Below are 23,209 nucleotides of genomic sequence, written 5' to 3'. Positions count from 1 at the left end.
CGCGCCTGGCGCGGGTTTTTTCGTTAGAATCCACGCCCTTTTATGAAACACGCTTCTTGGGGCCTACGCGTTGGCGGGGTTGCTTGAAGTGCCTGACGGAGGCGGACAGCCTGTTTAGCTGTTACGCCCGTGGCGACTATGCAAGACACATTACGCATTACCGAAGTTTTTTACTCGTTACAGGGTGAAACGCGAACCGCTGGCCTGCCCACAGTCTTTGTGCGCTTGACCGGCTGCCCTTTGCGTTGCCAATACTGTGACAGCGCCTACGCCTTCAGTGGCGGTACGGTACGCACCCTCGACGACATCCTCGAGCAGGTTGCCGGTTATCGGCCGCGCTACGTCTGTGTGACGGGCGGCGAGCCCCTGGCGCAACCCAATGCCATCCCTTTGCTCAAGCAGCTGTGTGACGCCGGTTACGAGGTGTCCCTGGAGACCAGCGGTGCCCTCGATATTTCGGCGGTAGACCCGCGTGTCAGCCGGGTGGTCGACCTCAAGACCCCAGGCTCCAAGGAGTCGCACCGCAATCGCTACGAGAACATGGACCTGCTGACGGCCAACGACCAGGTCAAGTTCGTGATCTGTTCCCGTGACGATTACGACTGGGCGAACTCCAAGCTGATCCAATATGGCCTGGATCGTCGCGCGGGTGAGGTACTGTTCTCCCCAAGCCACCACGACCTGAATGCACGTGACCTCGCTGACTGGGTAGTGGCTGATAACCTGCCAGTACGCCTGCAGTTGCAGTTGCACAAATACCTTTGGAACGACGAGCCGGGACGCTGAAATGACTGAACAAACGATCGATCAGAAACGCGCGGTAATCCTGCTGTCCGGTGGCCTCGACTCCGCCACCGTGGTAGCCATGGCGCAGGCTGAGGGCTACACCTGCTACACCATGAGCTTCGACTACGGCCAGCGCCACCGCGCAGAGCTGAACGCTGCTGCCCGCGTTGCTCGCGACAGGGGTGTGGCTGAACACAAAGTGATCGGCCTGAACCTCAACGGTATCGGCGGTTCGGCCCTGACTGACAGCAGCATCGATGTGCCGGAAGCCCCCAGCGAAGGGATCCCGGTCACCTACGTGCCAGCGCGCAACACCGTGTTCCTGTCCCTGGCCCTCGGTTGGGCAGAAGTGCTGAATGCCCGCGACATCTTCATCGGCGTCAATGCGGTGGACTATTCCGGCTACCCGGACTGCCGCCCCGAGTTCGTCGAGTCGTTCGAGCGTATGGCCAACCTGGCGACCAAGGCCGGTGTAGAAGGGCAGGGCTTCCGCATCCTGGCACCGCTGCAGAACCTCAGCAAGGCCGATATCGTGAAGGCTGGCGTAGGACTTGGCGTGGATTATTCGCTGACTGTTTCCTGCTATCAGGCAGACGATGACGGCCGTGCTTGTGGGAAATGCGACAGCTGCCGACTGCGTGCAGAAGGCTTCCAAGCGGCCGGAATTACTGACCCAACGCGTTATTTCTGATTTATTTCAAATAAGGTGTTGAATAATCCTTAGAAATCAGTATTATACGCGCCACCACACAGCGGGTCGTTAGCTCAGTTGGTAGAGCAGTTGGCTTTTAACCAATTGGTCGTAGGTTCGAATCCCACACGACCCACCATTTTTGGCGGTTTAGAAAATCCGGAAGGCCCACGCAAGTGAGGATTTCCGGGTTTTTTTTTGCCTGTAATAATCTCGCGCGCTGGCTGCTCTCCCTGAGTAGCCCCGGCTGATATCCAATGAGTGCCCAGCACCTCAGACGCTGTACTTCAGGCCGGGCATGAAGCCACACGGCGCTCCACACATCCCTTGCCAACCTTGAAGGATGCCCTGGCGAAGAGGCACGCATCGGTGACGTTGCAAGAAGCTCCTTGCGCGCTGTTGCGCTGACCCTGTGCAGGAGTCGGCCTGACGGCTCTTGCCAGGGATGTTGCGCCCTATCCCCATTTGCGCTCCAGATTAGGCTTTTGAATCGATTCGATATTCTGTAGCCTTGCGCAGCTTCCCCGTGCTTGATGAACACAATCACTTCGTCCGGCGGCGCCCTGAGGGCTCCAGAGCCGGTGGTACACTCGACTTTCGCGCAACTGCGCCTGCAGGTCTTGCGAACATGACGCAAATTTCCGAACGCCTACTGGTTCAAGCCCACCTCGACGCCAAGCAGCCCAAGGCCCTCAGCGCCGATGAAGAAGCGAGCCTGCGTGCCGCTATCGCCGCCGAGCTGAAAGCTCAGGATGCGGTGTTGGTTGCCCACTTCTACTGTGACCCGGTGATTCAGGCTCTGGCCGAAGAAACCGGCGGCTGTGTCTCCGATTCCCTGGAAATGGCCCGCTTCGGCGCCGCCCACCCGGCCAAGACCGTACTGGTCGCCGGCGTGCGTTTCATGGGCGAAACCGCCAAGATCCTCACGCCTGAAAAACGTGTTCTGATGCCGACGCTGGAAGCCACGTGCTCCCTGGACCTGGGTTGCCCGGTCGAAGAGTTTTCGGCGTTCTGCGATCAGCATCCCGAGCGCACCGTGGTGGTCTACGCCAACACGTCAGCGGCGGTCAAAGCCCGGGCTGACTGGGTGGTGACGTCCAGCTGCGCATTGGAAATCGTCGAAAGCCTGATGGATAACGGCGAAACCATTATCTGGGGCCCGGACAAACACCTGGGCACTTACATCCAGCGCCAGACCGGTGCCGATATGTTGCTGTGGGACGGTGCCTGCATCGTCCATGAAGAGTTCAAATCCAAGCAGCTCGAAGACATGAAGGCCCTGTACCCGGATGCAGCGATCCTGGTGCACCCGGAATCACCGACTGCGGTGATCGAGCTGGCGGACGCCGTCGGCTCAACCAGCCAGTTGATCGCAGCGGCGCAACGCTTGCCGAACAAGACCTTTATCGTGGCGACCGACCGCGGCATCTTCTACAAGATGCAGCAGCTTTGTCCGGACAAGGTCTTCGTCGAAGCGCCTACGGCTGGCAACGGCGCCGCGTGCCGCAGTTGCGCGCATTGCCCGTGGATGGCGATGAATACGCTGGAGCGCACGCTGCAGTGTCTGCGTGAGGGCAGTAACGAGATATTCGTCGAGCCGTCGGTGATCCCCCACGCTGTGCGCCCGCTCAAGCGTATGCTGGATTTCACCCAGGCTGCGCGCCTCAAGCTGGCCGGCAACGCCTGACCTCAAGGCTGGCTCGGTCAAAAAATGTGGGAGGGGGCTTGCCCCCGATGGCGGCGTGTCAGCCAGCTTATTTTTAGCTGGCTCACCGCTATCGGGGGCAAGCCCCCTCCCACATTTGGATTCCCAGTGTTCAGGCGTTACTTCTTCTGCTTGGGGATTCGTACCAGTTGCGTGTCCGAGTAGATGTCATGCCAGCTGCGTTTATGTTTATCAAACAACGACCAGATAAACCCCAGCCCCACGCACAACCACGACGCAATCGACACCACAAAGCGCAGCAGCGCTTGCCATAGGCTGATGCGCGATCCATCCGCGTTCTGTACGCGCACGCCCCACACTTGCATGCCCAGCGTCTGCCCGGAATGGGTCCAGAATTTGGCGAAGAAACCAAACAGCACGAACAACAGAATCGTCGACAGCAGCGGGTCGCCATCCAACGCACCGGATTCAGTGAGGGTGCGCATTTTGGCTTCACCGATAAACGCCATCCACACCAGCTTGTAGACAAACGCAGTGACGATCAGCAGGGCGGTGCACAGCAGGAAGTCGTAAAACATCGCTGCCAGGCGACGGCCCAGGCCAACAGCGGGGAATTCCCCTTGGGGGCTCAGCAGGGGTTTGGACATGGCAGGGGGCTCTGGAGAAAACACGCAGTTTACGCAATAGCGCCCATAAAAAAGCCCCTGATGTCATGTCAGGGGCTTTTTGTCGCAGAACGATCAGCCTTCTGCTTGTACTTCGTCAGCCTGCATGCCTTTTTGGCCTTGCACGGCAACGAACGTCACTTTCTGGCCTTCTTTGAGGCTCTTGAAGCCGTTGCCCTGAATAGCGCGGAAATGCACGAACAGATCCGGACCGCTTTCTGGCGTGATAAAACCAAACCCTTTCTCGTCGTTAAACCACTTGACGGTACCGCTCTGACGTTCAGCCATTTTCTTATTTCCTTGACGCTAAAAATTAATGACAGCCCCTTTCACATGAAAGAGTACTGGGCTGGGTTGCAGGAAAGTAAGAGACGTCGAACGGGTTGTAGCACAACTACTTCAGCTACTGCCCAGGTCCAGGTTCCAAGCGACCCATGCAAACACAGTGGGCAAACTCTACGCCAACTAATGGAGAAAAAACAAGCCCCGAGAAAAGCCCAGTGTTTGCTCGGCTTTATGACACTTTGGTCAAAAGTGTGAAGCGGGCTTATTCGATAGAGTTGATCACTTGTTATAGGTTAAACGTTTAAACAATGACTATCGTCAATGCACTGTTTTATGGCGGTTGCGTTACAGTTTAGTGCACGTTAACGCAACCGCGTTACTTATAGAAACAGCCAATCAGCCACGGTAGTAACGCTGTGGAACAAATGGCATTTTGCTTACACGAAGTGGCACTTTTTTCCCACGCACCAACGCGCAGACTTCACTGTCCAGTGCAGTGAAGGCGCTGTCCAGATAACCCATGGCCAGCGGGCCGCCCAAGGTTGGGCCAAAGCCGCCGCTGCACACGCTGCCGATGACGGTGCCCTGTTCGTCGACAATCTCGGCACCTTCACGCACGGGCGTGCGCTCCTGGGGCAGCAGGCCTACGCGTTTGCGGCTTACACCGGCTTGTTGCTGGGTGAAGATCCGGTCTGCTCCCGGGAAGCCACCCGCGCGCGCGCCGTCGGCGCGGCGAGCCTTGGAGATCGCCCACAACAGGCTGGCTTCAATCGGCGTGGTCTCGGTGTTCATGTCGTGGCCGTAGAGGCACAGGCCGGCTTCCAGGCGCAGCGAGTCGCGGGCGCCCAGGCCGATGGCCTGTACTTCGGTTTCGGCCAGCAGGCTGCGCGCCAGGCTTTCGGCGTTGGCGGCAGGTACGGAGATTTCAAAGCCGTCTTCCCCGGTGTAGCCCGAACGGCTGACATAGCAGTCCACGCCCAGCAGGCGCAGCGAGGCGAACTGCATGAAGGTCATCTTGGTCACTTCCGGCGCCAGGCGCGCCAGCACTTTCACTGCCGCCGGGCCTTGCAGGGCCAGCAAGGCGCGCTCCTCGAACAGCGGCTCGATGCTGCACTGGTCGCCGATGTGCGCGCGCAGGTGGGCAAGGTCCTGGTCCTTGCAGGCGGCGTTGACCACCAGGAACAGCTCATCGTTACCCAGGTTCGCCACCATCAGGTCATCGAGGATGCCGCCCTGGTCATTGGTGAACATGGCGTAGCGCTGCATGCCTACTGGCAGGTCGATGATGTCGACCGGCACCAGGGTTTCCAGGGCCTTGGCCGCATTCGCGCCGCTCAGGCGGATCTGGCCCATGTGGGACACGTCGAACAGCCCGGCCTGATCACGGGTGTGCAGGTGTTCCTTCATCACGCCCAGTGGGTATTGCACCGGCATGTCGTAGCCGGCGAAGGGCACCATGCGCGCGCCCAGTTCAATGTGCAGGGCGTGCAGAGGGGTTTTCAACAGGGTTTCGGTGGACATATTCAGCTCCTGAAAAACGTGCTGGCGCGCCTTTAGGCGTCAGCACTCGATAATGTTGACCGCCAAACCGCCACGGGCGGTTTCCTTGTATTTGCTCTTCATGTCGGCGCCGGTCTGGCGCATGGTGCGGATGACCTTGTCCAGCGAGACAAAGTGCTGCCCATCGCCCCGCAACGCCATGCGCACCGCATTGATGGCCTTGACCGAGCCCATGGCGTTGCGCTCGATGCAGGGCACCTGCACCAGCCCGCCGATCGGGTCGCAGGTCAGGCCGAGGTTGTGTTCCATGCCGATTTCGGCGGCGTTTTCGACTTGGGACACGCTGCCGCCCAACACCTCGCACAGCGCACCGGCCGCCATCGAGCAGGCCACGCCAACCTCGCCCTGGCAGCCGACTTCAGCCCCGGAGATCGAGGCGTTTTCCTTGTACAAAATGCCGATCGCGGCGGCGGTGAGCAGAAAGCGCACCACGCCGTCCTCGTTCGCGCCCGGAATAAAACGCATGTAGTAATGCAGCACCGCCGGTACGATCCCGGCCGCACCATTGGTGGGCGCCGTGACCACGCGCCCGCCGTTGGCGTTTTCTTCGTTCACCGCCAGCGCGTACAGGTTGACCCAGTCCAGTACCGAGAGCGGGTCGCGCAGGGCCGACTCGGGGTGCTTGCACAGCTGGCGATGCAAGGCCGCGGCGCGGCGCTTGACCTTCAAACCGCCAGGCAAAATCCCTTCGTTGCGACAGCCGGCGTCGACGCAGTCCTGCATCACTTGCCAGATCTTCAGCAGGCCGGCACGGGTTTCGGCTTCCGGGCGCCAGGCACTTTCATTGGTCAGCATCACTTGGCTGATGGACAGCCCGTAAGTGGTGCAATGCCCGAGCAAGTCCTTGGCGTGTTTGAAGGGAAAGGTCAGGGGCGTGGCATCTTCGACGATACGGTCGGCGCCGGCGGCGTCTTCGTCCACCACAAAACCGCCACCGACCGAGTAGTACTCGCGGCTGCGGATCTGGATATTGGTGGCGTCGAAGGCACGAAAAATCATGCCGTTGGGATGGTAGGCCAGGGGTTTGCGAATCATCGCCAGGTGTTCTTTCTCGTTGAACGCAATGCTGTGTTCGCCGAGCAGGTTCAAGCGACCGTCGCTGCGCATCTGCGCGAGGCGTGCAGCCACGGTTTCGGTGTTCACGGTGTCCGGGTGTTCGCCTTCCAGGCCCAGCAATACGGCCTTGTCACTGCCGTGGCCTTTGCCGGTAGCGCCGAGCGAACCATAGAGTTCGACCTTGATGCCGTGAGTGGTGCTCAACAGGTTGTCACGCTTGAGGCCTTCGACGAAGCGGGCGGCGGCGCGCATCGGGCCGACGGTGTGGGAGCTGGAGGGGCCGATGCCAATCTTGAACAGGTCGAACACGCTTAAAGACATGAGTTGTTCTCCGGTTTCTTATTATTTGGGAAGCTGACTCGGTCCAAATGTGGGAGCGGGCTTGCTCGCGAATGCGTTGGTTCAGTCACCAGATGCATCAACTGATACACCGCTTTCGCGAGCAAGCCCGCTCCCACATTTTTTACCGCGTTTCTCGAGTCAGATCAGGCGTAGCTCTCAATCGACGGGCACGCGCACACCAGGTTGCGATCGCCAAACACGTTGTCGACACGACCCACCGGTGGCCAGTACTTGCCGTCGATCAGCGACGCTACCGGGTACACCGCTTGTTCGCGGCTGTACGGGTGCGACCACTCACCGACCAGTTCAGCAGCGGTATGCGGGGCGTTTTTCAGCGGGTTGTCATCTTTGTCCAGGGTGCCGTTTTCCACTGCGCGGATTTCTTCGCGGATGGCGATCATGGCGTCGCAGAAGCGATCCAGTTCTTCCCTGGATTCGCTTTCGGTCGGCTCGATCATCAGCGTGCCCGCGACCGGGAACGACATGGTTGGCGCATGGAAACCGAAGTCGATCAGGCGCTTGGCCACGTCATCCACGCTGATGCCGCTGCTGTCTTTCAACGGGCGCAGATCCAGGATGCATTCGTGCGCCACCAGCCCGTTGCTGCCGGTGTAGAGGACGGGGTAGTGCTCCTCGAGGCGACGGGAAATGTAGTTGGCATTCAGGATCGCCAGCTGCGAAGCGCGCTTGAGGCCCGCGCCGCCCATCATGCTGATGTACATCCAGGTGATGGGCAGAATGCTCGCGCTGCCAAATGGCGCCGCGCACACCGCGCCTTCCTTGCGCGCCATGGCCGCGTGGCCCGGCAGGAATGGCGTGAGGTGCGACTTGACGCCAATCGGACCGACGCCCGGGCCGCCACCGCCGTGGGGAATGCAGAAGGTCTTGTGCAGGTTCAGGTGGGACACGTCGCCGCCGAACTTGCCCGGTGCGCACAGGCCGACCATCGCGTTCATGTTGGCGCCGTCGATGTACACCTGGCCGCCGTTGTCGTGAATGATGCCGCAGATTTCGCGGATACCTTCTTCGAACACGCCGTGGGTGGACGGGTAGGTGATCATCAGCGCGGCGAGGTGGTCGCGGTGCTCGATGGCTTTGGCGCGCAGGTCTTCGATGTCGACGTTGCCACGCGCGTCGCAGGCGGTCACGACCACGCGCATACCGGCCATGTTGGCGGTCGCTGGGTTGGTGCCGTGGGCCGACGACGGGATCAGGCAGATGTCGCGGCGCTCGTCGCCACGGCTCTGGTGGTAGGCACGGATCGCCAAGAGGCCTGCGTACTCGCCCTGGGAACCGGCGTTCGGCTGCAGCGAGATCGCGTCATAACCGGTGGCCGCGCAGAGCATGGCTTCCAGGTCCGAGGTCAGTTGCAGGTAGCCGGCGCTTTGCTCGGCCGGGGCGAACGGGTGCAGGGCGCCGAATTCGGCCCAGGTCACCGGGATCATTTCGCTGGCGGCGTTGAGCTTCATGGTGCACGAGCCCAGCGGGATCATGGTGCGGTCCAGTGCCAGGTCCTTGTCGGCCAGCTTGCGCAGGTAGCGCATCAGCTCGGTTTCGGAGTGGTAACGGTTGAACACCGGATGGCTGAGGACTGGCGACTGACGCAGCAGCGCAGCGGGCAGGGTGCTGTCGACGTTGGCAGCGAAGTCCGGCAGGGCCTTGCCGTCGGCGAAGATCGCCCACAGGGTGTCGATATCGGCCTGGGTGGTGGTTTCGTCCACCGACACACCCAGCCGCTCGGCGTCTACCACACGCAGGTTGATGCGCTGGGCGCGGGCCTTGTCGTGCAGGGCGGCGGTGTTGGCGCCGGTGTTGAGGGTAATCGTGTCGAAGAAGTGTTGCTGCTCGACCTTCACGCCCAGGGCGGTCAGGCCCTTGGCCAGGATCGCGGTCAACTGGTGCACACGTTGGGCGATCTGGGTCAGGCCTTTGGGGCCGTGGTACACGGCGTACATGCTGGCGATGTTGGCCAGTAGCACTTGGGCGGTGCAGATGTTGCTGGTGGCTTTCTCGCGGCGGATATGTTGCTCGCGGGTCTGCATGGCCAGGCGCAGGGCCGGCTTGCCGAAACGGTCGACGGAGACCCCGACCAGACGGCCCGGCATGTCGCGCTTGAACGCATCCTTGGTGGAGAAGTACGCCGCGTGCGGGCCACCAAAGCCCAACGGCACGCCAAAGCGTTGCGCGCTGCCGATGGCCACGTCGGCGCCGAACTCACCCGGCGGGGTCAACAGGGTCAGGGCCAGCAGGTCGGCGGCCACGGCCACCAGGGCGTTGGCGGCGTGGAAGCGTTCGGTCAGTTCGCGGTAATCAAACACGTCACCGTTGCTGGCCGGGTATTGCAGCAAGGCGCCGAAGAAAGCGCTGACGTCGGTCAGCTCGCGCTCATCGCCGACGACCACGTCAATGCCCAGTGGCTCGGCACGCGTGCGCAACACGTCGAGGGTTTGCGGGTGGCTGTGCACAGAAGCGAAGAAGGCGTTGCTGCTTTTGTTCTTGCTCAGGCGCTTGCAGAAGGTCATGGCTTCGGCGGCAGCGGTGGCTTCGTCAAGCAGCGAGGCATTGGCGATCGGCAGGCCGGTGAGGTCGCTGATCAGGGTCTGGAAGTTCAGCAGCGCTTCCAGGCGGCCTTGGGAAATTTCTGGCTGGTACGGGGTGTAGGCGGTGTACCAGGCCGGGTTTTCCAGCAGGTTGCGCAGGATCGGCGACGGCGTGTGGCAGTTGTAGTAGCCCTGGCCGATGTAGGTCTTGAACAGTTGGTTCTGGCCGGCGATGGCCTTGATCTTGGCCAGGGCCTCGGCTTCGCTCAGGCCGTCTTCCAGGCCGAGCACGCTGGTGCCCTTGATGCTTTCCGGGATCACGCTGGCGCTCAGGGCTTCGAGGGAATCGAAGCCGAGGCTGGCGAGCATGTGTTGCTCGTCTTCCGGGCGCGGGCCGATGTGGCGGGCGATGAATTCGTTGGCGGTGCTCAGGTTAATCGTCATGGCGCGCTCCTCAGGCTTCAGCGTTGGCTTTGATCAGGCGGTCGTACGCATCCTGATCCAGCAGTTTAGCTACCGCCCCGGCGTCGGCCGGTTTAAAGCGGAAGAACCAGCCTTCACCCAGGGGGTCTTCGTTGACCAGTTCGGGGCTGTCGCTCAATTTTTCGTTTACTTCCAGCACGTCGCCGGTCAGTGGCATATACACGCCGCTGGCGGCTTTTACCGATTCTACGGTGGAGGCTTCAGCGCCCTTGTCGTAGGCCTGCAACTCTGGCAGTTGCACGAAAACCACGTCACCCAGTGCGTTCTGCGCGAAAGCGGTGATACCCACGGTGACGCTGCCGTCGGCTTCGGCGCGTAGCCATTCGTGATCTTCGGTGAAACGCAACTCGCTCATGGAAACTCCTCAGGGCCAGATGGGTCTGGCGGGCTGGATTGGAATAATGGGGAGTTACTTAGCAATATTGCGGCCAACGTTATTAAGTCGTTATAAATCAGTAAGTTATAAAAAATGGTGATGAGGATATCACGATTGGCTGTAGCGATTTCGCTACACGCGTGCGCGTGAAAAAAAGCCTATGTGGATCAAAGCCTTGCATGGCGCGCAAAAAACAGGGTTGTAGCGATATCGTTACGCTGTAGCGCTTTCAGTACAGCCGATGTCGTTCTCAGACCAAAACCTGGCAGGCGGTCAATGTTTGGAATGTGCCAATGTGGGAGGGGGCTTGCCCCCGATGGCGATGGGTCAGTTAGAGATGCTTTGATTGACACACTGCTATCGGGGGCAAGCCCCCTCCCACATTTGACCTCTATCGACCCAGCCAGTCAGGGCTTGTTGGAGGGAATGCCGTACTTGCGCAGGCGATGGGCGATGGCCGTGTGGGAGGTTTGCAAGCGGCTGGCCAGTTGCCGGGTCGAGGGGTAGCTGGCGTAGAGTTTTTCCAGCAGGCTGCGTTCGAAGTCTTCCACGGCCTGTTCCAGGCTGTCGACTTCGCCGTCACTCTGGCGTGCCACCGAGGTGCCGGCGATGTCCAGGTCGCCGATGTCCACCAGGTTGCTGTCGCAGATGGCGGCGGCGCGGAAGATCACGTTCTGCAACTGGCGCACATTGCCAGGCCAGCGGTTGCCCAGCAGCGCCGGATAGGTGCCGGGTGCCAGGCGGCACACCGGGCGCTGGATCTGCGCGCAGGCCTGCTGCATGAAGTAACGGGCCAGCAACAGGATGTCCTGGCCGCGTTCGCGCAGGGGCGGCACTTCAACGTTGAGCACATTGAGGCGGTAGAATAGGTCTTCGCGGAAGGTGCCCTCGCTGACCATTTTTTCCAGGTCGCGGTGGGTGGCGCTGAGGATGCGCACATTGACCTTGACCTCACGGTCGCCGCCCACCCGGCGAAAGCTGCCGTCATTGAGAAAACGCAGCAGTTTGGCCTGCAAATACGGCGACATTTCGCCGATCTCATCGAGGAACACCGTGCCCTGGTTGGCCAGCTCCATCAGCCCCGGCTTGCCGCCGCGTTGCGCACCGGTAAAGGCGCCCGGCGCATAACCGAACAACTCGCTCTCGGCGAGGTTCTCCGGCAGCGCCGCGCAGTTCAATGCCAGAAACGGCGCGCTGTGGCGCGCACTGATAGCGTGGCAGGCACGCGCCACCAGCTCTTTGCCGGTGCCGGTTTCGCCCTGGATCAACAATGGTGCATCCAGCGCCGCCACCCGCTGCGCGCGGGCCTTGAGGGTGCGGATCACCGGGGACTCGCCCAGCAGCGCATCAAAGCCTTCGGCATGGTCGTGGTGCAGCGCCGACAGTTGTTCGCCGATGCGGTTGGGTGGGTAGAGGGTGAGCAGGGCGCCGGCGTCGGTGATCGGCGTGGCGTCGAGCAACAGGGTCTGGCCGTTGACGCTGATCTCGCGCAGCGGCAGGCGAAAGCCGTGTTCCAGCAAGGTTTCCAGTAGCGCCGGATCGTTGAACAGCTCGCTGATGCTTTCCCCGGCCGGCTCGCGGCCGTACAGGGCAATCAAGGCCGGGTTGGCCAGCAGGATCTTGCCCGCGCTGTCCAGCGCCAGCACCGGGTCGGTCATGGCCGCCAGCAGGGCGTCGAGTTGCAGGTGGCGGCGCTGGCCGGGGAGGATATCGACCACGGTGACCGCCTGCACGCCGTGCACGCTGAACAGCGCATCACGCAGTTCTTCGAGAACCTCGGCGCTGAGGGTTGGTGCGTCGATATAGACGTTGGGCGGCACCATCTCTACCGCATCCAGGTTGAGATTGCGCCCACCGAGCAAGGCCAGGACTTCCTGGGTGATGCCGACGCGGTCGATGAAGCTGACGTGGATACGCATGGGGCGATTGGCAATTCTGCAGAGCGAGAGGCGGCAAGTATGCCTTGGCGCGGGGCGCAGGTGAAATCTGACAGGTGATGGAGATCTACAGGTGGGAGGGGGCTTGCCCCCGATTGCGGTGGATCAGCTTATAAATTTGTTGCTGACACACAGCCATCGGGGGCAAGCCCCCTCCCACATTTTGCACAGTGTTGGGTCAGTGCAAGCGCATTACTCCAGATGTTCAGGTTTTACCGGGTCGCCCGATTTCACATCCAATTGATGCCGCACATCTTCAAACATCAAGTCGTACTGCTTGTGCATCGAGCCATTCAACACGGCAATCTTGGGCATGCCGTATTTCTGCGCGATGTTCATCGCATGCCGGGCGAAGTCGAACGCCTGATCCTTGGGCAGGAAGAATTCCTCCTTGAGGTCCTTGCCTTGCACCGAGCCATGCAGCTTGAACAGCATCCCCTTGCCTTCCTTGGGGTCCTGGCTGACTTCATAGTCGATGCACAGGTTGTAGCTGTAGTCATCCTTATTCAGCGCGTGACGTTCAACGTGCAAGTGACCGGGTTCAAAGGTGGCCATAGGCGTATCTCCTTTACTTCACAGATAGGTGATGCCAGGTGTTGCCGTGCTGATACGCGTACCGGCACTGCCCTGGACGATGGCTTCGATGTCCGAGAGTGAACCGATGACGGCGGTTTTGCCAGTCTGGCGGGCGAACTCGCAAGCCGCCTGGACCTTGGGCCCCATGGAGCCGGCGGCGAAGCCGAGTTTTTCCATATCATCCGGGTGGGCCTGGCCGATGGCCTTCTGGGTGGGTTTGCCGAAGTCGATATAGGCCGCGTTGACGTCGGTGGCGATCACCAGCAGGTCGGCGTCCAGTTGCGCGGCCAGCAAGGATGAGCAGAGGTCTTTGTCGATCACCGCTTCGATGCCGCGCAGCTTGCCGTCTTCGCCATACATCGTCGGAATACCGCCACCGCCCGCGCAGATCACGATGGCGTTTTTTTCCAGCAGCCACTTGATCGGGCGGATTTCAAAGATGCGTTTGGGCCGTGGGCTGGCCACGACGCGGCGATACTTATCGCCATCGGGGGCGATGGCCCAGCCTTTTTCGGCGGCGAGTTTTTCTGCTTCAGCCTTGGCATACACCGGGCCGATAGGCTTGGTGGGGTTCTGGAAGGCCGGGTCCTTGGCGTCCACTTCGACCTGGGTGAGCAAGGTCGCGAAGGGCACCTCGAAGTCCAGCAGGTTGCCCAGTTCCTGTTCGATGATGTAGCCGATCATGCCCTCGGTTTCGGCGCCGAGCACGTCCAACGGGTACGGCGAAACCTGGGTGTAGGCGGCGGCTTGCAGCGACAGCAGGCCGACTTGCGGGCCATTGCCGTGGGCGATCACCAGTTCGTTGCCGGGGTGGATCTTGGCGATCTGTTCAGTGGCGATACGGATGTTGGCGCGTTGGTTGTCCGCCGTCATGGGTTCACCACGGCGAAGAAGGGCGTTGCCGCCCAGGGCTACGACGATGCGCATAATGCGATCCTTCTAGAATTCAGCTTTGTGAACACAGGGCTAAATGTGGGAGCGGTGTTGAGTTAGATATCCGCCAACGCCGACACCAAAATCGCCTTGATGGTATGCATGCGGTTTTCCGCCTGCTCAAACGCGATGTTGGCCGGCGACTCGAACACTTCTTCAGTCACTTCCACGCCATTGGCCAGGTTTGGATAGCGCGCGGCGATGTCCTTGCCCACCTTGGTTTCGCTGTTATGGAACGCCGGCAGGCAGTGCATGAACTTCACGCGCGGGTTGCCCGAGGCTTTCATCATCTTGGCGTTGACCTGGTACGGCAGCAGTTGCTCGATACGCTCGTCCCACGCCTCCACCGGTTCGCCCATCGAGACCCAGATATCGGTGTGGATGAAGTCCACGCCTTTGACCGCCTCTTTCGGGTCTTCGGTGATGGTGATACGCGCGCCGCTTTCTTCGGCAAACGCCTGGCATTGCTTGATGAAATCTTCGTGCGGCCACAGCGCTTTCGGCGCGCCGATACGTACGTCCATGCCCAGCTTGGCGCCGATCATCAGCAACGAGTTGCCCATGTTGTAGCGCGCATCGCCCAGGTAGGCATAGCTGATGTCATGCAGCGGCTTGTCGCTGTGCTCGCGCATGGTCAGGGTGTCGGCGATCATTTGCGTGGGGTGGAATTCGGCGGTGAGGCCGTTGAACACCGGCACGCCGGCGAACTTGGCCAGCTCTTCGACGATTTCCTGTTCGAAGCCACGGTACTCAATGGCGTCAAACATGCGGCCCAGGACGCGGGCGGTGTCTTTCATGCTTTCTTTGTGGCCGATCTGCGACGACACCGGGTCGATATAGGTGACGTGGGCGCCCTGGTCGTGGGCTGCCACTTCGAACGCGCAGCGGGTGCGGGTCGAGGTTTTTTCGAAGATCAGCGCGATGTTTTTGCCTTTCAGGTGCGGACGCTCAGTGCCGGTGTATTTGGCGCGTTTGAGGTCGCGGGACAGGTCCAGCAGGTAGTGCAACTCGCGGGTGGTGTGGTGCATCAGCGAGAGCAGGCTGCGGTTGCGCATGTTGAAAGCCATGATGGATCTCCTTCTGTTTAGGTTATCCCCCTGGCCGGCACCTTATGGGCGACGGCCAGGGCCTGGAAATTAATAGTCGATAGGGTCGCGGATGATCGGGCAGGTCATGCAGTGGCCGCCGCCACGGCCACGGCCGAGTTCACCGGCACTGATGGTGATCACTTCCACACCGGCCTTGCGCAGCAGGGTGTTGGTGTAGGTGTTGCGGTCGTAGCCGATCACCACGCCAGGCTCCACGGCCACCACGTTGTTGCCGTCGTCCCATTGCTCGCGTTCGGCAGCGAAGCTGTTGCCGCCGGTCTCGACCACGCGCAGCGCCTTGAGATTTAGGGCTGCGGCGACGGTGTCGAGGAAGTTGGTTTTCTCGCGTTGGATGTCGATGCCGTGGGGCTTGCTTTCATCCGGGCGCAGGGTAAACGGCACGATCTGGTTGACCACCTCGGGGAAGACGGTGACCAGGTCGCGGTCGCAGAAGCTGAACACGGTGTCCAGGTGCATCGCCGCGCGGGATTTCGGCAGGCCGGCGACGATCACGCGTTCCACCGCTTTGTTCTTGAACAGGTTGCGCGCCAGTTGGCCAATGGCCTGGTGGGACGAACGTTCGCCCATGCCGATCAACACCACGCCGTTGCCAATCGGCATCACGTCGCCGCCTTCGAGCGTGGCGGCGCCATGTTCCTGGTCGGGGTCGCCGTACCAGATCTGGAAGTCGGCGTTGGTGAATTCCGGGTGGAACTTGTAGATGGCGCTGGCCAACAGGGTTTCCTGACGTCGCGCCGGCCAGTACATCGGGTTGAGCGTCACGCCGCCGTAGATCCAGCAGGTGGTGTCGCGGGTGAACTGGGTGTTCGGCAGCGGCGGCAGAATGAAGCTGGCGTGGCCGAGGAAGTCGCGGAACATCTCGATGGTCTTGCCACCGAAGCTGCTCGGCAGGTCATCGGCCGACACGCCGCCGATCAGGAACTCGCTGATTTTGCGCGGCTCCAGGCTGCGCAGCCACGAGCTGACTTCATCAACCAGGCCCAGGCCGACCGTGTTGGAAGTGATCTTGCGCTGCAGAATCCAGTCCAGCGCCTCGGGGTTGGCGACGATATCGGTGAGCAGGTTGTGCATTTCCAGCACATCAATGTCCCGCTCACGCATCTTGGTCACGAAGTCGAAATGGTCGCGCTTGGCCTGGGCCACCCACAGCACGTCATCGAACAGCAGTTCATCGCAGTTATTGGGGGTCAGCCGCTGGTGGGCCAAGCCTGGGGAGCACACCATGACTTTGCGCAGTTTGCCGGCTTCGGAATGTACGCCGTACTTCACTTTTTCCGTGGTCATTACAGATCCTCCAGTGAACATCAGTTACAGAGTCAGGAAGCCGTCGTAGAGCCCATAGGCCGCCACCAGGGCGCCAATGACGACTGCGGCGAAAATCAGCTTCTCGACAGTGGTGAAAATCGGTTTGCCCAATTCACGCTTGGCCTTGGCGAACAGGATCGCGCCGGGGGCGTAGAGCAGGGCGGAGAGCAGCAGGTACTTGGTGCCGCCGGCATACAGCAGCCACACCGCGTAGATCAGCGCGACGGCGCCGATAAACAGGTCTTTCTTGCGTTCTTTGAGGGCGTTTTCGTAGGTTTCGCCGCGTACTGCCAGCAGCAGCGCGTAGGCCGCCGACCACAGGTAAGGCACCAGGATCATCGAGGTGGCGAGGTAGATCAGCGACAGGTAGGTGCTGGCGGAAAACAGCGTGATCACCAGAAATACCTGCACCATCGCATTGGTCAGCCACAGGGCGTTGACCGGCACATGGTTGGCGTTTTCCTTGCGCAGGAACGCTGGCATCGTGTGGTCCTTGGCGGCGGCGAACATGATCTCCGCGCACAGCAACACCCACGACAGCAACGCGCCGAGCAGCGAGATGATCAAGCCGACGCTGATCAGCACCGCGCCCCAGTGGCCCACCACGTGCTCCAGCACGGCGGCCATCGACGGGTTCTGCAGCTTGGCCAGCTCCGGCTGGGTCATGATCCCCAGCGACAGCACGTTCACCAGCATCAAAAACAGCAGCACGGTGATAAAACCGATCACGGTAGCTTTGCCGACGTCGGAACGTTTTTCTGCCCGCGACGAGAAGATGCTCGCGCCTTCGATACCGATGAACACCCACACGGTGACCAGCATCATGTTGCGCACCTGGTTCATCACGCTGCCGAGGTCCGGGTTTTTCACGCCCCAGATGTCAGCGGTGAAGATCTCTAGCTTGAAGGCGAACAGCGCGATCAACACAAACAGCACCAGCGGCACCACTTTGGCGACGGTGGTCACCAGGTTGATGAAAGCGGCTTCCTTGATGCCGCGCAGCACCAGGAAATGCACGGCCCACAGCAGCACCGACGCACCAATCACCGCCGCCGGGGTGTTGCCTTCGCCGAAGATTGGAAAGAAGTAACCGAGGGTGCTGAACAAGAGTACGAAGTAACCCACGTTGCCCAGCCAGGCGCTGATCCAGTAACCCCAGGCGGATGAAAAACCCATGTAGTCGCCAAAGCCGGCCTTGGCGTAGGCATATACGCCGCCGTCGAGGTCCGGCTTGCGGTTGGCCAGGGTCTGGAACACAAAGGCCAGGGTCAACATACCGATGGCGGTAATCACCCAGCCGATCAGCACCGCGCCCACGTCGGCACTGGCCGCCATGTTTTGCGGAAGTGAGAAGATCCCGCCGCCAATCATTGAGCCCACGACCAGTGCTACAAGTGCGCCGAGTCGTAGTTTTCCGGGAGAATCAGACATTGCATGACTCCAATGCAGGAGAAGAGAGACCACAGAATAAATCCGTGCGCTAATCAAACAGCTGACTCAGATCACTTCATTGGCACATTCCATTGTGAATTAATGACTTAGGGGGGAACCCTTGGGCAATACTGTTCCTCGGAAAGACGCATCCCAGAGCGGTCTCTCCGTTGTAGTTAATTATTTAGTCTGCGCTGTGGTCGTTTGAAGCTAGACCGTTTTGCCGAATGTGCAAACTTTTTCAAGCCGCGCGGCCAAGTAGTTAGTGCGCGCGGTATTTAAAATCTAAATAAGCCTAAACTTTATAAATTGTCATGCCATTGCGTTATGAGCCTGTGGGTTTTATCGCGGTATTTAATAAACGCTACACTCGCTGAATTAATTCGTTGATCAGCGCAATTATTATTAATTCAGGAGTCAGCATGTCTCAACCGGCCCAGAAACTTCGACTCAGTGCCCTGATTGCCCTGGTGGTGGGCTCGATGATCGGCGGGGGGGTTTTTTCCTTGCCGCAGAACATGGCGGCGCGTGCCGAGGTAGGGGCGGTGCTGATCGGTTGGGCGATCACCGCGGTCGGCATGTTGACCCTGGCGTTTGTGTTTCAGACCCTGGCCAACCGCAAGCCGGACCTGGACTCCGGGGTGTATGCCTATGCCAAGGCCGGTTTCGGCGACTACATGGGTTTTTCGTCGGCTTGGGGTTACTGGATCAGTGCGTGGATGGGCAATGTCGGTTATTTCGTGTTGCTGTTCAGCACCCTCGGCTATTTCTTTCCGGTGTTCGGCCAGGGCAATACGCCGGTGGCAATCGGCTGCGCGTCGCTGCTGCTGTGGGCGGTGCACTTTCTGGTGATGCGCGGGATCAAGGAGGCGGCCTTCATCAACCAGATCACCACGGTGGCGAAGATCGTGCCGCTGCTGATGTTTATCGTGATCGCCGGCGTGGCGTTCAAGGCCGATATCTTCACCCGGGATATCTGGGGCCTGGGCAACCCGCAGGTCGGCAGTGTGGTGGACCAGGTGCGCAACATGATGCTGGTCACCGTGTTTGTGTTTATCGGCATCGAGGGCGCCAGCGTGTATTCGGCGCGGGCCGAGAAGCGTTCGGACGTGGGCCGCGCCACGGTGATCGGGTTTCTCGGGGTGCTGGCGCTGCTGGTACTGGTCAACGTGCTGTCGCTGGGGATCATGAGCCAGCCGGAACTGGCCCAATTGCAAAACCCCTCGTTGGCGGGCGTGCTGGAGCATATCGTCGGCCCCTGGGGCGCCTTGCTGATCAGCCTCGGGCTGGCGGTTTCGCTGCTGGGCGCGTTGCTGTCCTGGGCGCTGTTGTGTGCCGAAATCCTCTATGTCACCGCCCATGACAAAACCATGCCGGCCTTTCTGAAAAAGGAAAACGCCAACCAGGTGCCGGTCAACGCCCTCTGGCTGACCAATCTGATGATCCAGGCCTTCCTGGTGATCACGCTGTTTTCCCACAGCACCTACACCACCCTGATTTACCTGGCGTCGTCGATGATCCTGGTGCCCTACCTGTGGTCGGCGGCGTATGCGGTGTTGTTGAGCGGGCGTGGCGAAACCTATGACGGCGCGCAGGGCCAGCGCTTTAAAGACCTTGCGGTAGGGTTGATCGCGCTGGGCTACGCCGTGTGGCTGCTGTATGCCGGCGGCCTGAAGTACCTGCTGCTGTCGGCGCTGCTGTATGCGCCCGGTGTCATCCTGTTCGCCCTGGCCAAGCGCGAGCAGGCCCAACCCGTATTTACCCACGTGGAAAAAGGCATTTTCAGCTGCGTGATCGCCGGCGCGGGGCTGGCGGCGTATGGACTGTACAGCGGGGTGTTGTCGTTGTGAGGTTGGCGTATCAGCATGTGTGGACGTCGCTGCAGTAGGGGATTGATAGCGTCGGTACTGGCCCCATCGGGAGCAAGCCCCCTCCCACATTTTGATCTGTGAATAGAGTCAAATGTGGGAGGGGGCTTGCTCCCGATAGCGGTTGTCAGGTCACCACTGAGGTCGATGCGAACCCAGCTCCCCGGCCGGCAAATCCCACTGCAACGGCGTGCCGCTGATGGTCACCGGCGCCAGCAAACGGTGGGCCTGGCCCCACGCTGTCTGCTCCACCACCAACCCCTGATCCTCCGGCGCTTCAGCCCGCAACGGCAGTTGTTCGGGCACGTGCCCCGCGTCCACCAGCAGCTTCGCCGTACGCGCCAATGACAACCGCGCCGAGCCGCCCCGGCCGGTTTTCAGGCGTTCGCTGAACGCCTGAAGCGCACTCGCCGCCATCAGGTAGCCGGTTGCATGATCCAGCGCTTGCAGCGGTAGCGGCAGTGGTTTGTCCGACTGTTTCCAGGCCATGCCCGCGTCGGCAATCCCGCTGCTCATTTGCACCAGGCTGTCAAAGCCTCGGCGATTGCGCCACGGGCCGCTCCAGCCATAGGCATTGAGGCTGACGTCGATCAGGCCGGGCGCGAGGGTTTGCAGGGCGGCGGCGCTGTAGCCCAAGTGCTCGAGTGCGTCGGCGCGGTAGCCGTGGAACAGCATGTCGGCGTCCTTGAGCAAGCGTTCGAACACCGCGCGGTCTGCGGCGGTTTTCAGGTCCAGGCGCGCGCAGCGTTTGCCCAGGGTCATTTCCGGGACCACGCCAGGCTCGTTCCAGGTCGGCGAGTCGATGCGCAGGACATCGGCGCCCAGCCCGGCAAGAAAGCGGCTGGCCACGGGGCCGGCCAATACGCGGGTCAAATCCAGCACTTTGACGCCCGCCAGCGGGCGCGCCACCGAGCCGAGCCAGTGCGTGTCGGTGCGGGTGGCGAAGGTCTCGCGCTGTATCAGCGCCTCGGCGTTCACTGCCAACCCTTGGGGATGTTGCTGCCACGCCTGCCACGAACGCATCTGCGCCGCACAGCCGCCGGCCTCGACAATCGCCTGTTCCAGCTCGGCGGTGTTCCAGGCAGCGACCTTGCGGGCCATCTCGGTACGCTCGGCGACCTTGCCCAGTACCCGCTCGGCGGCGGCGCGGTGGTGGGGAGCGTTGGTGTGCAGGCGGATCCAGCCATCGGCACCCGCGTAATCGCCGGCCACCGGGTCCCACAGCGGGGGCACGTGCCAGCCCACCGGGCGAATCGACGAGGAAAACCAGAAGGACGCGAGGCGCCGGTCTACCGTGACGCTGGGCAGGCGCCCGGTCTGTTGCAGGATCAATTGGGCGACGGCCTGGCCGGCAGCGCCGATGCTGGCGCTGGCCAGATCGGTCACGGCGAAGGTCGAGGGCAGGGCGCCGGCCTCTGTGTAGGTCAGCGCGGCGTGCGGCAGGTCGAGTGCGGCTTGGATGGGGGTCAGCAGGTCAGTCATCAACGGCCCTCCGTAAGAGAAGGGCCACTATAAAAGATCCTCAGGACGGTGTGGCAACCCCCGGTTCCAACGGCAGGTCGATGCGCGCAATAAAACCGCCGTCGGGAGCGTTGGCCAGGATCAGGCTGCCGCCATGGCGTTCCGCCGCCCGCCGCGCAATCGCCAGGCCCAGGCCGTGGCCCTGGGCGGTCTGGCCGGGGGCGCGGTAGAACGGCTCGCCCAACTGGCTGAGGTGCTCGGCGTTAACCCCGGGGCCGTGATCGCGCACGCTGATGACGATATGCGCACCCTCACGATAGGCCTGCAGCTCGATCGGCTGCTCTTTCGGGTTGAAACGCTGGGCATTGCGCAGCAGGTTATCCACCGCGCGCTCGATCATGGTTGGCCAGCCCCTGAGTTGCAGCTCGCCCTCGGTGCTCAGTTGCACCACTTGGTCCGGCGCGCTGAGCTGGGCGTCTTTTTGCAGGGTCTTGAGCAGGGGAACGAGGTCGATAGCTTCGGCGCTGGCGTTGTCGGCATCGACGCGGGCCAGCACCAGGATTTCGCTGATCAGTGCTTCCAGGCGGTCGCATTCGCGGGTCAGGCGCGGCCAGAGTTTTTCCCGCTCTTCGGGGCTGGCGCGTTCGGCCAGCGCCAGGGCGATGCGCAGTCGGGCCAGGGGCGAACGCAGTTCGTGGGACACATCGCGCAGCAACTGGCGCTGGCTGCCAATCAGGCTTTGCAGGCGGGCGCCCATGCGGTTGAAGTCGGTGGCGAGCACACCAAACTCATCACGCCGGTTGGCCAGTTGGGCCAGGCTGTTTTGCTGGTAGGTGGCCTGGCCGAGGTCATGCACCGCGCCGCGCAAACGGCTGAGCGGGCGGGTGATGGACAGCGTCACCAGCAAGCTGAACAGGGTCAGCACCACCAGCGCAATCGCCAGCGCACTCAACGGCCACAGCAGGCTGCTGCGGTGCCAGGCGTCCAGCTCGGGGTGGGGAATGCGGTAGATCAGCAGGTAGGTGTCGCCGGTTTTTTCACTGGTGTACTCGGCGGTCAGGCGTCGCCAGGGCAGGTGGCCGTCCTTGCTGTCATTCTGCCGGGCTTCAAACGCAGCGGCCCGTTTTGGGAAGGTTCCGCGCACCACCGGCTCGCCGCTTTCGTTGAGCACTTGCACGTCGATGTGGTACTGGCGCTTGCGTTGTTGCAGCAAGTCCTGGGCCGCGTCCTCGCCCTGGGCTTCGTAGAGTTGTGTCCACTCTTCGGCCAGGTTGTTGAGGCCGGGGTGACGGCTGAGAATCCAGGCATCTTGATTGAGCATATGCCCAAGCAGGATCGACAACCCGGCAACCAAGGCGATGGCCAGCCAGAAGCTGGCCAGGATGCGCCAGAACAATGAACGCACAGGAAACCCTCAAACAGGAAAAGCCCAGTGGCGGGAGGCCACTGGGCTGGGAGCGTTAACGCGATGGCATTATTGCGCTTTTTGCGGCTGTTGCGCTTTCCAGGCCTGGAATTCCTTCCACTCGGCGCGGCGCTGTTCTTGCTTCTTGACGATGTCGTCGAATTTCTTCTGCTGATCAGGCTTGAGCACTGCACGGATGTCCGCCTGGGTTTTCTGCTTGCCGGCGGCGATTTCGTCCTGCATGGCTTTCTGGTCAGCGGCCGGAAGCTTGTCCAGGTACTTTTTGGTCAGGTCTTTGCGAGCGTGCCATTGGTCACCCATCAGCTTGCCGATTTGCTCGCGCTGTTCCTTGCTCAGGTCCAACTGGCTGAAGGGGCCGCCTTTGCCACGCGGACCGTGTTCACCACCGTGGCCCGGGCCACCCATCATGTGGCCGGACGGTTCGCCCATCGGGCCTGGGCCTTCGGGCATTGCAGCCATGGCAACGGTGGGCAGGGCAGCGGCGAACATCAAAGCGATAAGGGTCTTGCGCATGGTGATTCTCCTGTCTCTATTCCGGTGAGTCCGGATGTGAGTAGATTACCCAGCGCAAGGTCAGCGGCGGTCAGGTGTGGGTAAAGCTTGCGTAAAGAGGGTTTTGTTGCGGGCTGACAAAACTATCAGGCGTTGGGCATTCATATGTGGGAGCGGGCTTGCTCGCGAATGCGGTGGGTCAGTCTGAGCATGTGCTAGCT

19 protein-coding genes and 1 tRNA gene are annotated in these 23,209 nt (G+C 61.3%); 5 read left to right on the top strand and 15 right to left on the bottom strand.

The features are described 5' to 3' along the window. Positions 1–138 precede the first annotated feature (138 nt). The 4 genes from queE to nadA all read left to right on the top strand — a co-directional run bounded on the left by queE (position 139) and on the right by nadA (position 3,164). The gene (queE, locus tag GIW02_RS18315; protein WP_236411592.1) at positions 139–786 is read left to right on the top strand and encodes a 7-carboxy-7-deazaguanine synthase QueE; all 648 of its coding nucleotides are present in this window, start codon (positions 139–141) and stop codon (positions 784–786) included. A gap of 16 nt (positions 787–802) precedes the next feature. Then, positions 803–1,477 carry a 7-cyano-7-deazaguanine synthase QueC gene (gene queC / locus GIW02_RS18310; RefSeq protein WP_236411619.1) on the top strand — a complete coding sequence of 225 codons (675 nt, stop codon included), beginning with the start codon at positions 803–805 and terminating at the stop codon, positions 1,475–1,477. A gap of 63 nt (positions 1,478–1,540) precedes the next feature. Next, a tRNA-Lys gene (locus tag GIW02_RS18305) sits at positions 1,541–1,616 on the top strand. 489 nt (positions 1,617–2,105) lie between these two features. After that, a complete protein-coding gene (gene nadA / locus GIW02_RS18300; RefSeq protein ID WP_236411594.1) occupies positions 2,106–3,164 on the top strand; it encodes a quinolinate synthase NadA in 1,059 nt (352 codons plus the stop codon). 137 nt (positions 3,165–3,301) lie between these two features. Here nadA and GIW02_RS18295 read toward each other — a convergent pair whose 3' ends face one another. The 12 genes from GIW02_RS18295 to arcD (GIW02_RS18240) all read right to left on the bottom strand — a co-directional run bounded on the left by GIW02_RS18295 (position 3,302) and on the right by arcD (GIW02_RS18240) (position 17,741). Continuing rightward, on the bottom strand, positions 3,302–3,790 hold the full coding sequence (locus tag GIW02_RS18295) for an RDD family protein (RefSeq protein ID WP_236411596.1): 489 nt from the start codon (positions 3,788–3,790) through the stop codon (positions 3,302–3,304). 93 nt (positions 3,791–3,883) lie between these two features. Beyond that, a complete protein-coding gene (locus GIW02_RS18290) occupies positions 3,884–4,096 on the bottom strand; it encodes a cold-shock protein (RefSeq protein ID WP_003365337.1) in 213 nt (70 codons plus the stop codon). Between the two features lie 393 nt (positions 4,097–4,489). Next, positions 4,490–5,614 (bottom strand): glycine cleavage system aminomethyltransferase GcvT, encoded by a 1,125-nt coding sequence (gene gcvT, locus GIW02_RS18285; RefSeq protein ID WP_236411598.1) that lies wholly within the window; start codon positions 5,612–5,614, stop codon positions 4,490–4,492. A 39-nt stretch (positions 5,615–5,653) separates the two neighbouring features. Beyond that, on the bottom strand, positions 5,654–7,030 hold the full coding sequence (locus GIW02_RS18280; protein ID WP_236411599.1) for an L-serine ammonia-lyase: 1,377 nt from the start codon (positions 7,028–7,030) through the stop codon (positions 5,654–5,656). 164 nt (positions 7,031–7,194) lie between these two features. Beyond that, positions 7,195–10,035 carry an aminomethyl-transferring glycine dehydrogenase gene (gene gcvP / locus GIW02_RS18275; RefSeq protein ID WP_236411601.1) on the bottom strand — a complete coding sequence of 947 codons (2,841 nt, stop codon included), beginning with the start codon at positions 10,033–10,035 and terminating at the stop codon, positions 7,195–7,197. 10 nt (positions 10,036–10,045) lie between these two features. Then, complete coding sequence (gcvH, locus tag GIW02_RS18270; protein ID WP_236411603.1) at positions 10,046–10,429, bottom strand: glycine cleavage system protein GcvH; 384 nt, start codon at positions 10,427–10,429, stop codon at positions 10,046–10,048. Between the two features lie 428 nt (positions 10,430–10,857). Beyond that, positions 10,858–12,369: a sigma-54-dependent transcriptional regulator gene (locus GIW02_RS18265; RefSeq protein ID WP_236421967.1), complete on the bottom strand. Its 1,512-nt coding sequence runs from the start codon at positions 12,367–12,369 to the stop codon at positions 10,858–10,860. 210 nt (positions 12,370–12,579) lie between these two features. After that, a complete protein-coding gene (locus GIW02_RS18260; RefSeq protein WP_236411607.1) occupies positions 12,580–12,942 on the bottom strand; it encodes a DUF5064 family protein in 363 nt (120 codons plus the stop codon). Between the two features lie 18 nt (positions 12,943–12,960). Then, positions 12,961–13,890, bottom strand: coding sequence for a carbamate kinase (gene arcC, locus GIW02_RS18255; RefSeq protein WP_236411609.1), 930 nt, complete (start codon positions 13,888–13,890; stop codon positions 12,961–12,963). A 62-nt stretch (positions 13,891–13,952) separates the two neighbouring features. Then, positions 13,953–14,963, bottom strand: a complete 1,011-nt coding sequence (locus GIW02_RS18250) for an ornithine carbamoyltransferase (RefSeq protein ID WP_071484378.1) — start codon at positions 14,961–14,963, stop codon at positions 13,953–13,955. A gap of 69 nt (positions 14,964–15,032) precedes the next feature. Next, entirely contained in the window at positions 15,033–16,289 is a 1,257-nt protein-coding gene (gene arcA / locus GIW02_RS18245) for an arginine deiminase (protein ID WP_236411610.1), read from the bottom strand. Positions 16,290–16,313: 24 nt separating this feature from the next. Then, positions 16,314–17,741 (bottom strand): arginine-ornithine antiporter, encoded by a 1,428-nt coding sequence (arcD, locus tag GIW02_RS18240; RefSeq protein WP_236411612.1) that lies wholly within the window; start codon positions 17,739–17,741, stop codon positions 16,314–16,316. 422 nt (positions 17,742–18,163) lie between these two features. Between arcD (GIW02_RS18240) and arcD (GIW02_RS18235) the strand changes: the two genes are divergently transcribed. Continuing rightward, on the top strand, positions 18,164–19,591 hold the full coding sequence (gene arcD / locus GIW02_RS18235; protein ID WP_236411614.1) for an arginine-ornithine antiporter: 1,428 nt from the start codon (positions 18,164–18,166) through the stop codon (positions 19,589–19,591). Between the two features lie 150 nt (positions 19,592–19,741). Here arcD (GIW02_RS18235) and GIW02_RS18230 read toward each other — a convergent pair whose 3' ends face one another. From GIW02_RS18230 to GIW02_RS18220, 3 genes are all read right to left on the bottom strand, one after another. Further along, complete coding sequence (locus tag GIW02_RS18230; protein ID WP_236411615.1) at positions 19,742–21,091, bottom strand: CoA transferase; 1,350 nt, start codon at positions 21,089–21,091, stop codon at positions 19,742–19,744. Between the two features lie 40 nt (positions 21,092–21,131). Next, positions 21,132–22,475 (bottom strand): sensor histidine kinase, encoded by a 1,344-nt coding sequence (locus tag GIW02_RS18225; protein ID WP_236421966.1) that lies wholly within the window; start codon positions 22,473–22,475, stop codon positions 21,132–21,134. A 69-nt stretch (positions 22,476–22,544) separates the two neighbouring features. Next, positions 22,545–23,009: an LTXXQ domain protein gene (locus GIW02_RS18220; protein ID WP_236420071.1), complete on the bottom strand. Its 465-nt coding sequence runs from the start codon at positions 23,007–23,009 to the stop codon at positions 22,545–22,547. Positions 23,010–23,209 lie beyond the last annotated feature (200 nt).

It is taken from the genome of Pseudomonas syringae, assembly GCF_021606685.1.
Taxonomy (GTDB): domain Bacteria; phylum Pseudomonadota; class Gammaproteobacteria; order Pseudomonadales; family Pseudomonadaceae; genus Aquipseudomonas; species Aquipseudomonas syringae_R.
Note: the sequence above shows the minus strand (reverse complement) of the source record. Positions and strands in the feature narration are given on the sequence as shown.

What these genes read in the sequence shown, in the direction of transcription:
- gcvH (WP_236411603.1), bottom strand. Translation starts at nt 10,429, where the DNA reads ATGAGCGAGTTGCGTTTCACCGAAGATCACGAATGGCTACGCGCCGAA.
- GIW02_RS18280 (WP_236411599.1), bottom strand. Translation starts at nt 7,030, where the DNA reads ATGTCTTTAAGCGTGTTCGACCTGTTCAAGATTGGCATCGGCCCCTCC.
- GIW02_RS18260 (WP_236411607.1), bottom strand. Translation starts at nt 12,942, where the DNA reads ATGGCCACCTTTGAACCCGGTCACTTGCACGTTGAACGTCACGCGCTG.
- GIW02_RS18230 (WP_236411615.1), bottom strand. Translation starts at nt 21,091, where the DNA reads ATGACTGACCTGCTGACCCCCATCCAAGCCGCACTCGACCTGCCGCAC.
- GIW02_RS18295 (WP_236411596.1), bottom strand. Translation starts at nt 3,790, where the DNA reads ATGTCCAAACCCCTGCTGAGCCCCCAAGGGGAATTCCCCGCTGTTGGC.
- GIW02_RS18250 (WP_071484378.1), bottom strand. Translation starts at nt 14,963, where the DNA reads ATGGCTTTCAACATGCGCAACCGCAGCCTGCTCTCGCTGATGCACCAC.
- gcvT (WP_236411598.1), bottom strand. Translation starts at nt 5,614, where the DNA reads ATGTCCACCGAAACCCTGTTGAAAACCCCTCTGCACGCCCTGCACATT.
- nadA (WP_236411594.1), top strand. Translation starts at nt 2,106, where the DNA reads ATGACGCAAATTTCCGAACGCCTACTGGTTCAAGCCCACCTCGACGCC.
- GIW02_RS18265 (WP_236421967.1), bottom strand. Translation starts at nt 12,369, where the DNA reads ATGCGTATCCACGTCAGCTTCATCGACCGCGTCGGCATCACCCAGGAA.
- arcD (WP_236411614.1), top strand. Translation starts at nt 18,164, where the DNA reads ATGTCTCAACCGGCCCAGAAACTTCGACTCAGTGCCCTGATTGCCCTG.
- queE (WP_236411592.1), top strand. Translation starts at nt 139, where the DNA reads ATGCAAGACACATTACGCATTACCGAAGTTTTTTACTCGTTACAGGGT.
- GIW02_RS18290 (WP_003365337.1), bottom strand. Translation starts at nt 4,096, where the DNA reads ATGGCTGAACGTCAGAGCGGTACCGTCAAGTGGTTTAACGACGAGAAA.
- arcD (WP_236411612.1), bottom strand. Translation starts at nt 17,741, where the DNA reads ATGTCTGATTCTCCCGGAAAACTACGACTCGGCGCACTTGTAGCACTG.
- GIW02_RS18220 (WP_236420071.1), bottom strand. Translation starts at nt 23,009, where the DNA reads ATGCGCAAGACCCTTATCGCTTTGATGTTCGCCGCTGCCCTGCCCACC.
- gcvP (WP_236411601.1), bottom strand. Translation starts at nt 10,035, where the DNA reads ATGACGATTAACCTGAGCACCGCCAACGAATTCATCGCCCGCCACATC.
- arcC (WP_236411609.1), bottom strand. Translation starts at nt 13,890, where the DNA reads ATGCGCATCGTCGTAGCCCTGGGCGGCAACGCCCTTCTTCGCCGTGGT.
- arcA (WP_236411610.1), bottom strand. Translation starts at nt 16,289, where the DNA reads ATGACCACGGAAAAAGTGAAGTACGGCGTACATTCCGAAGCCGGCAAA.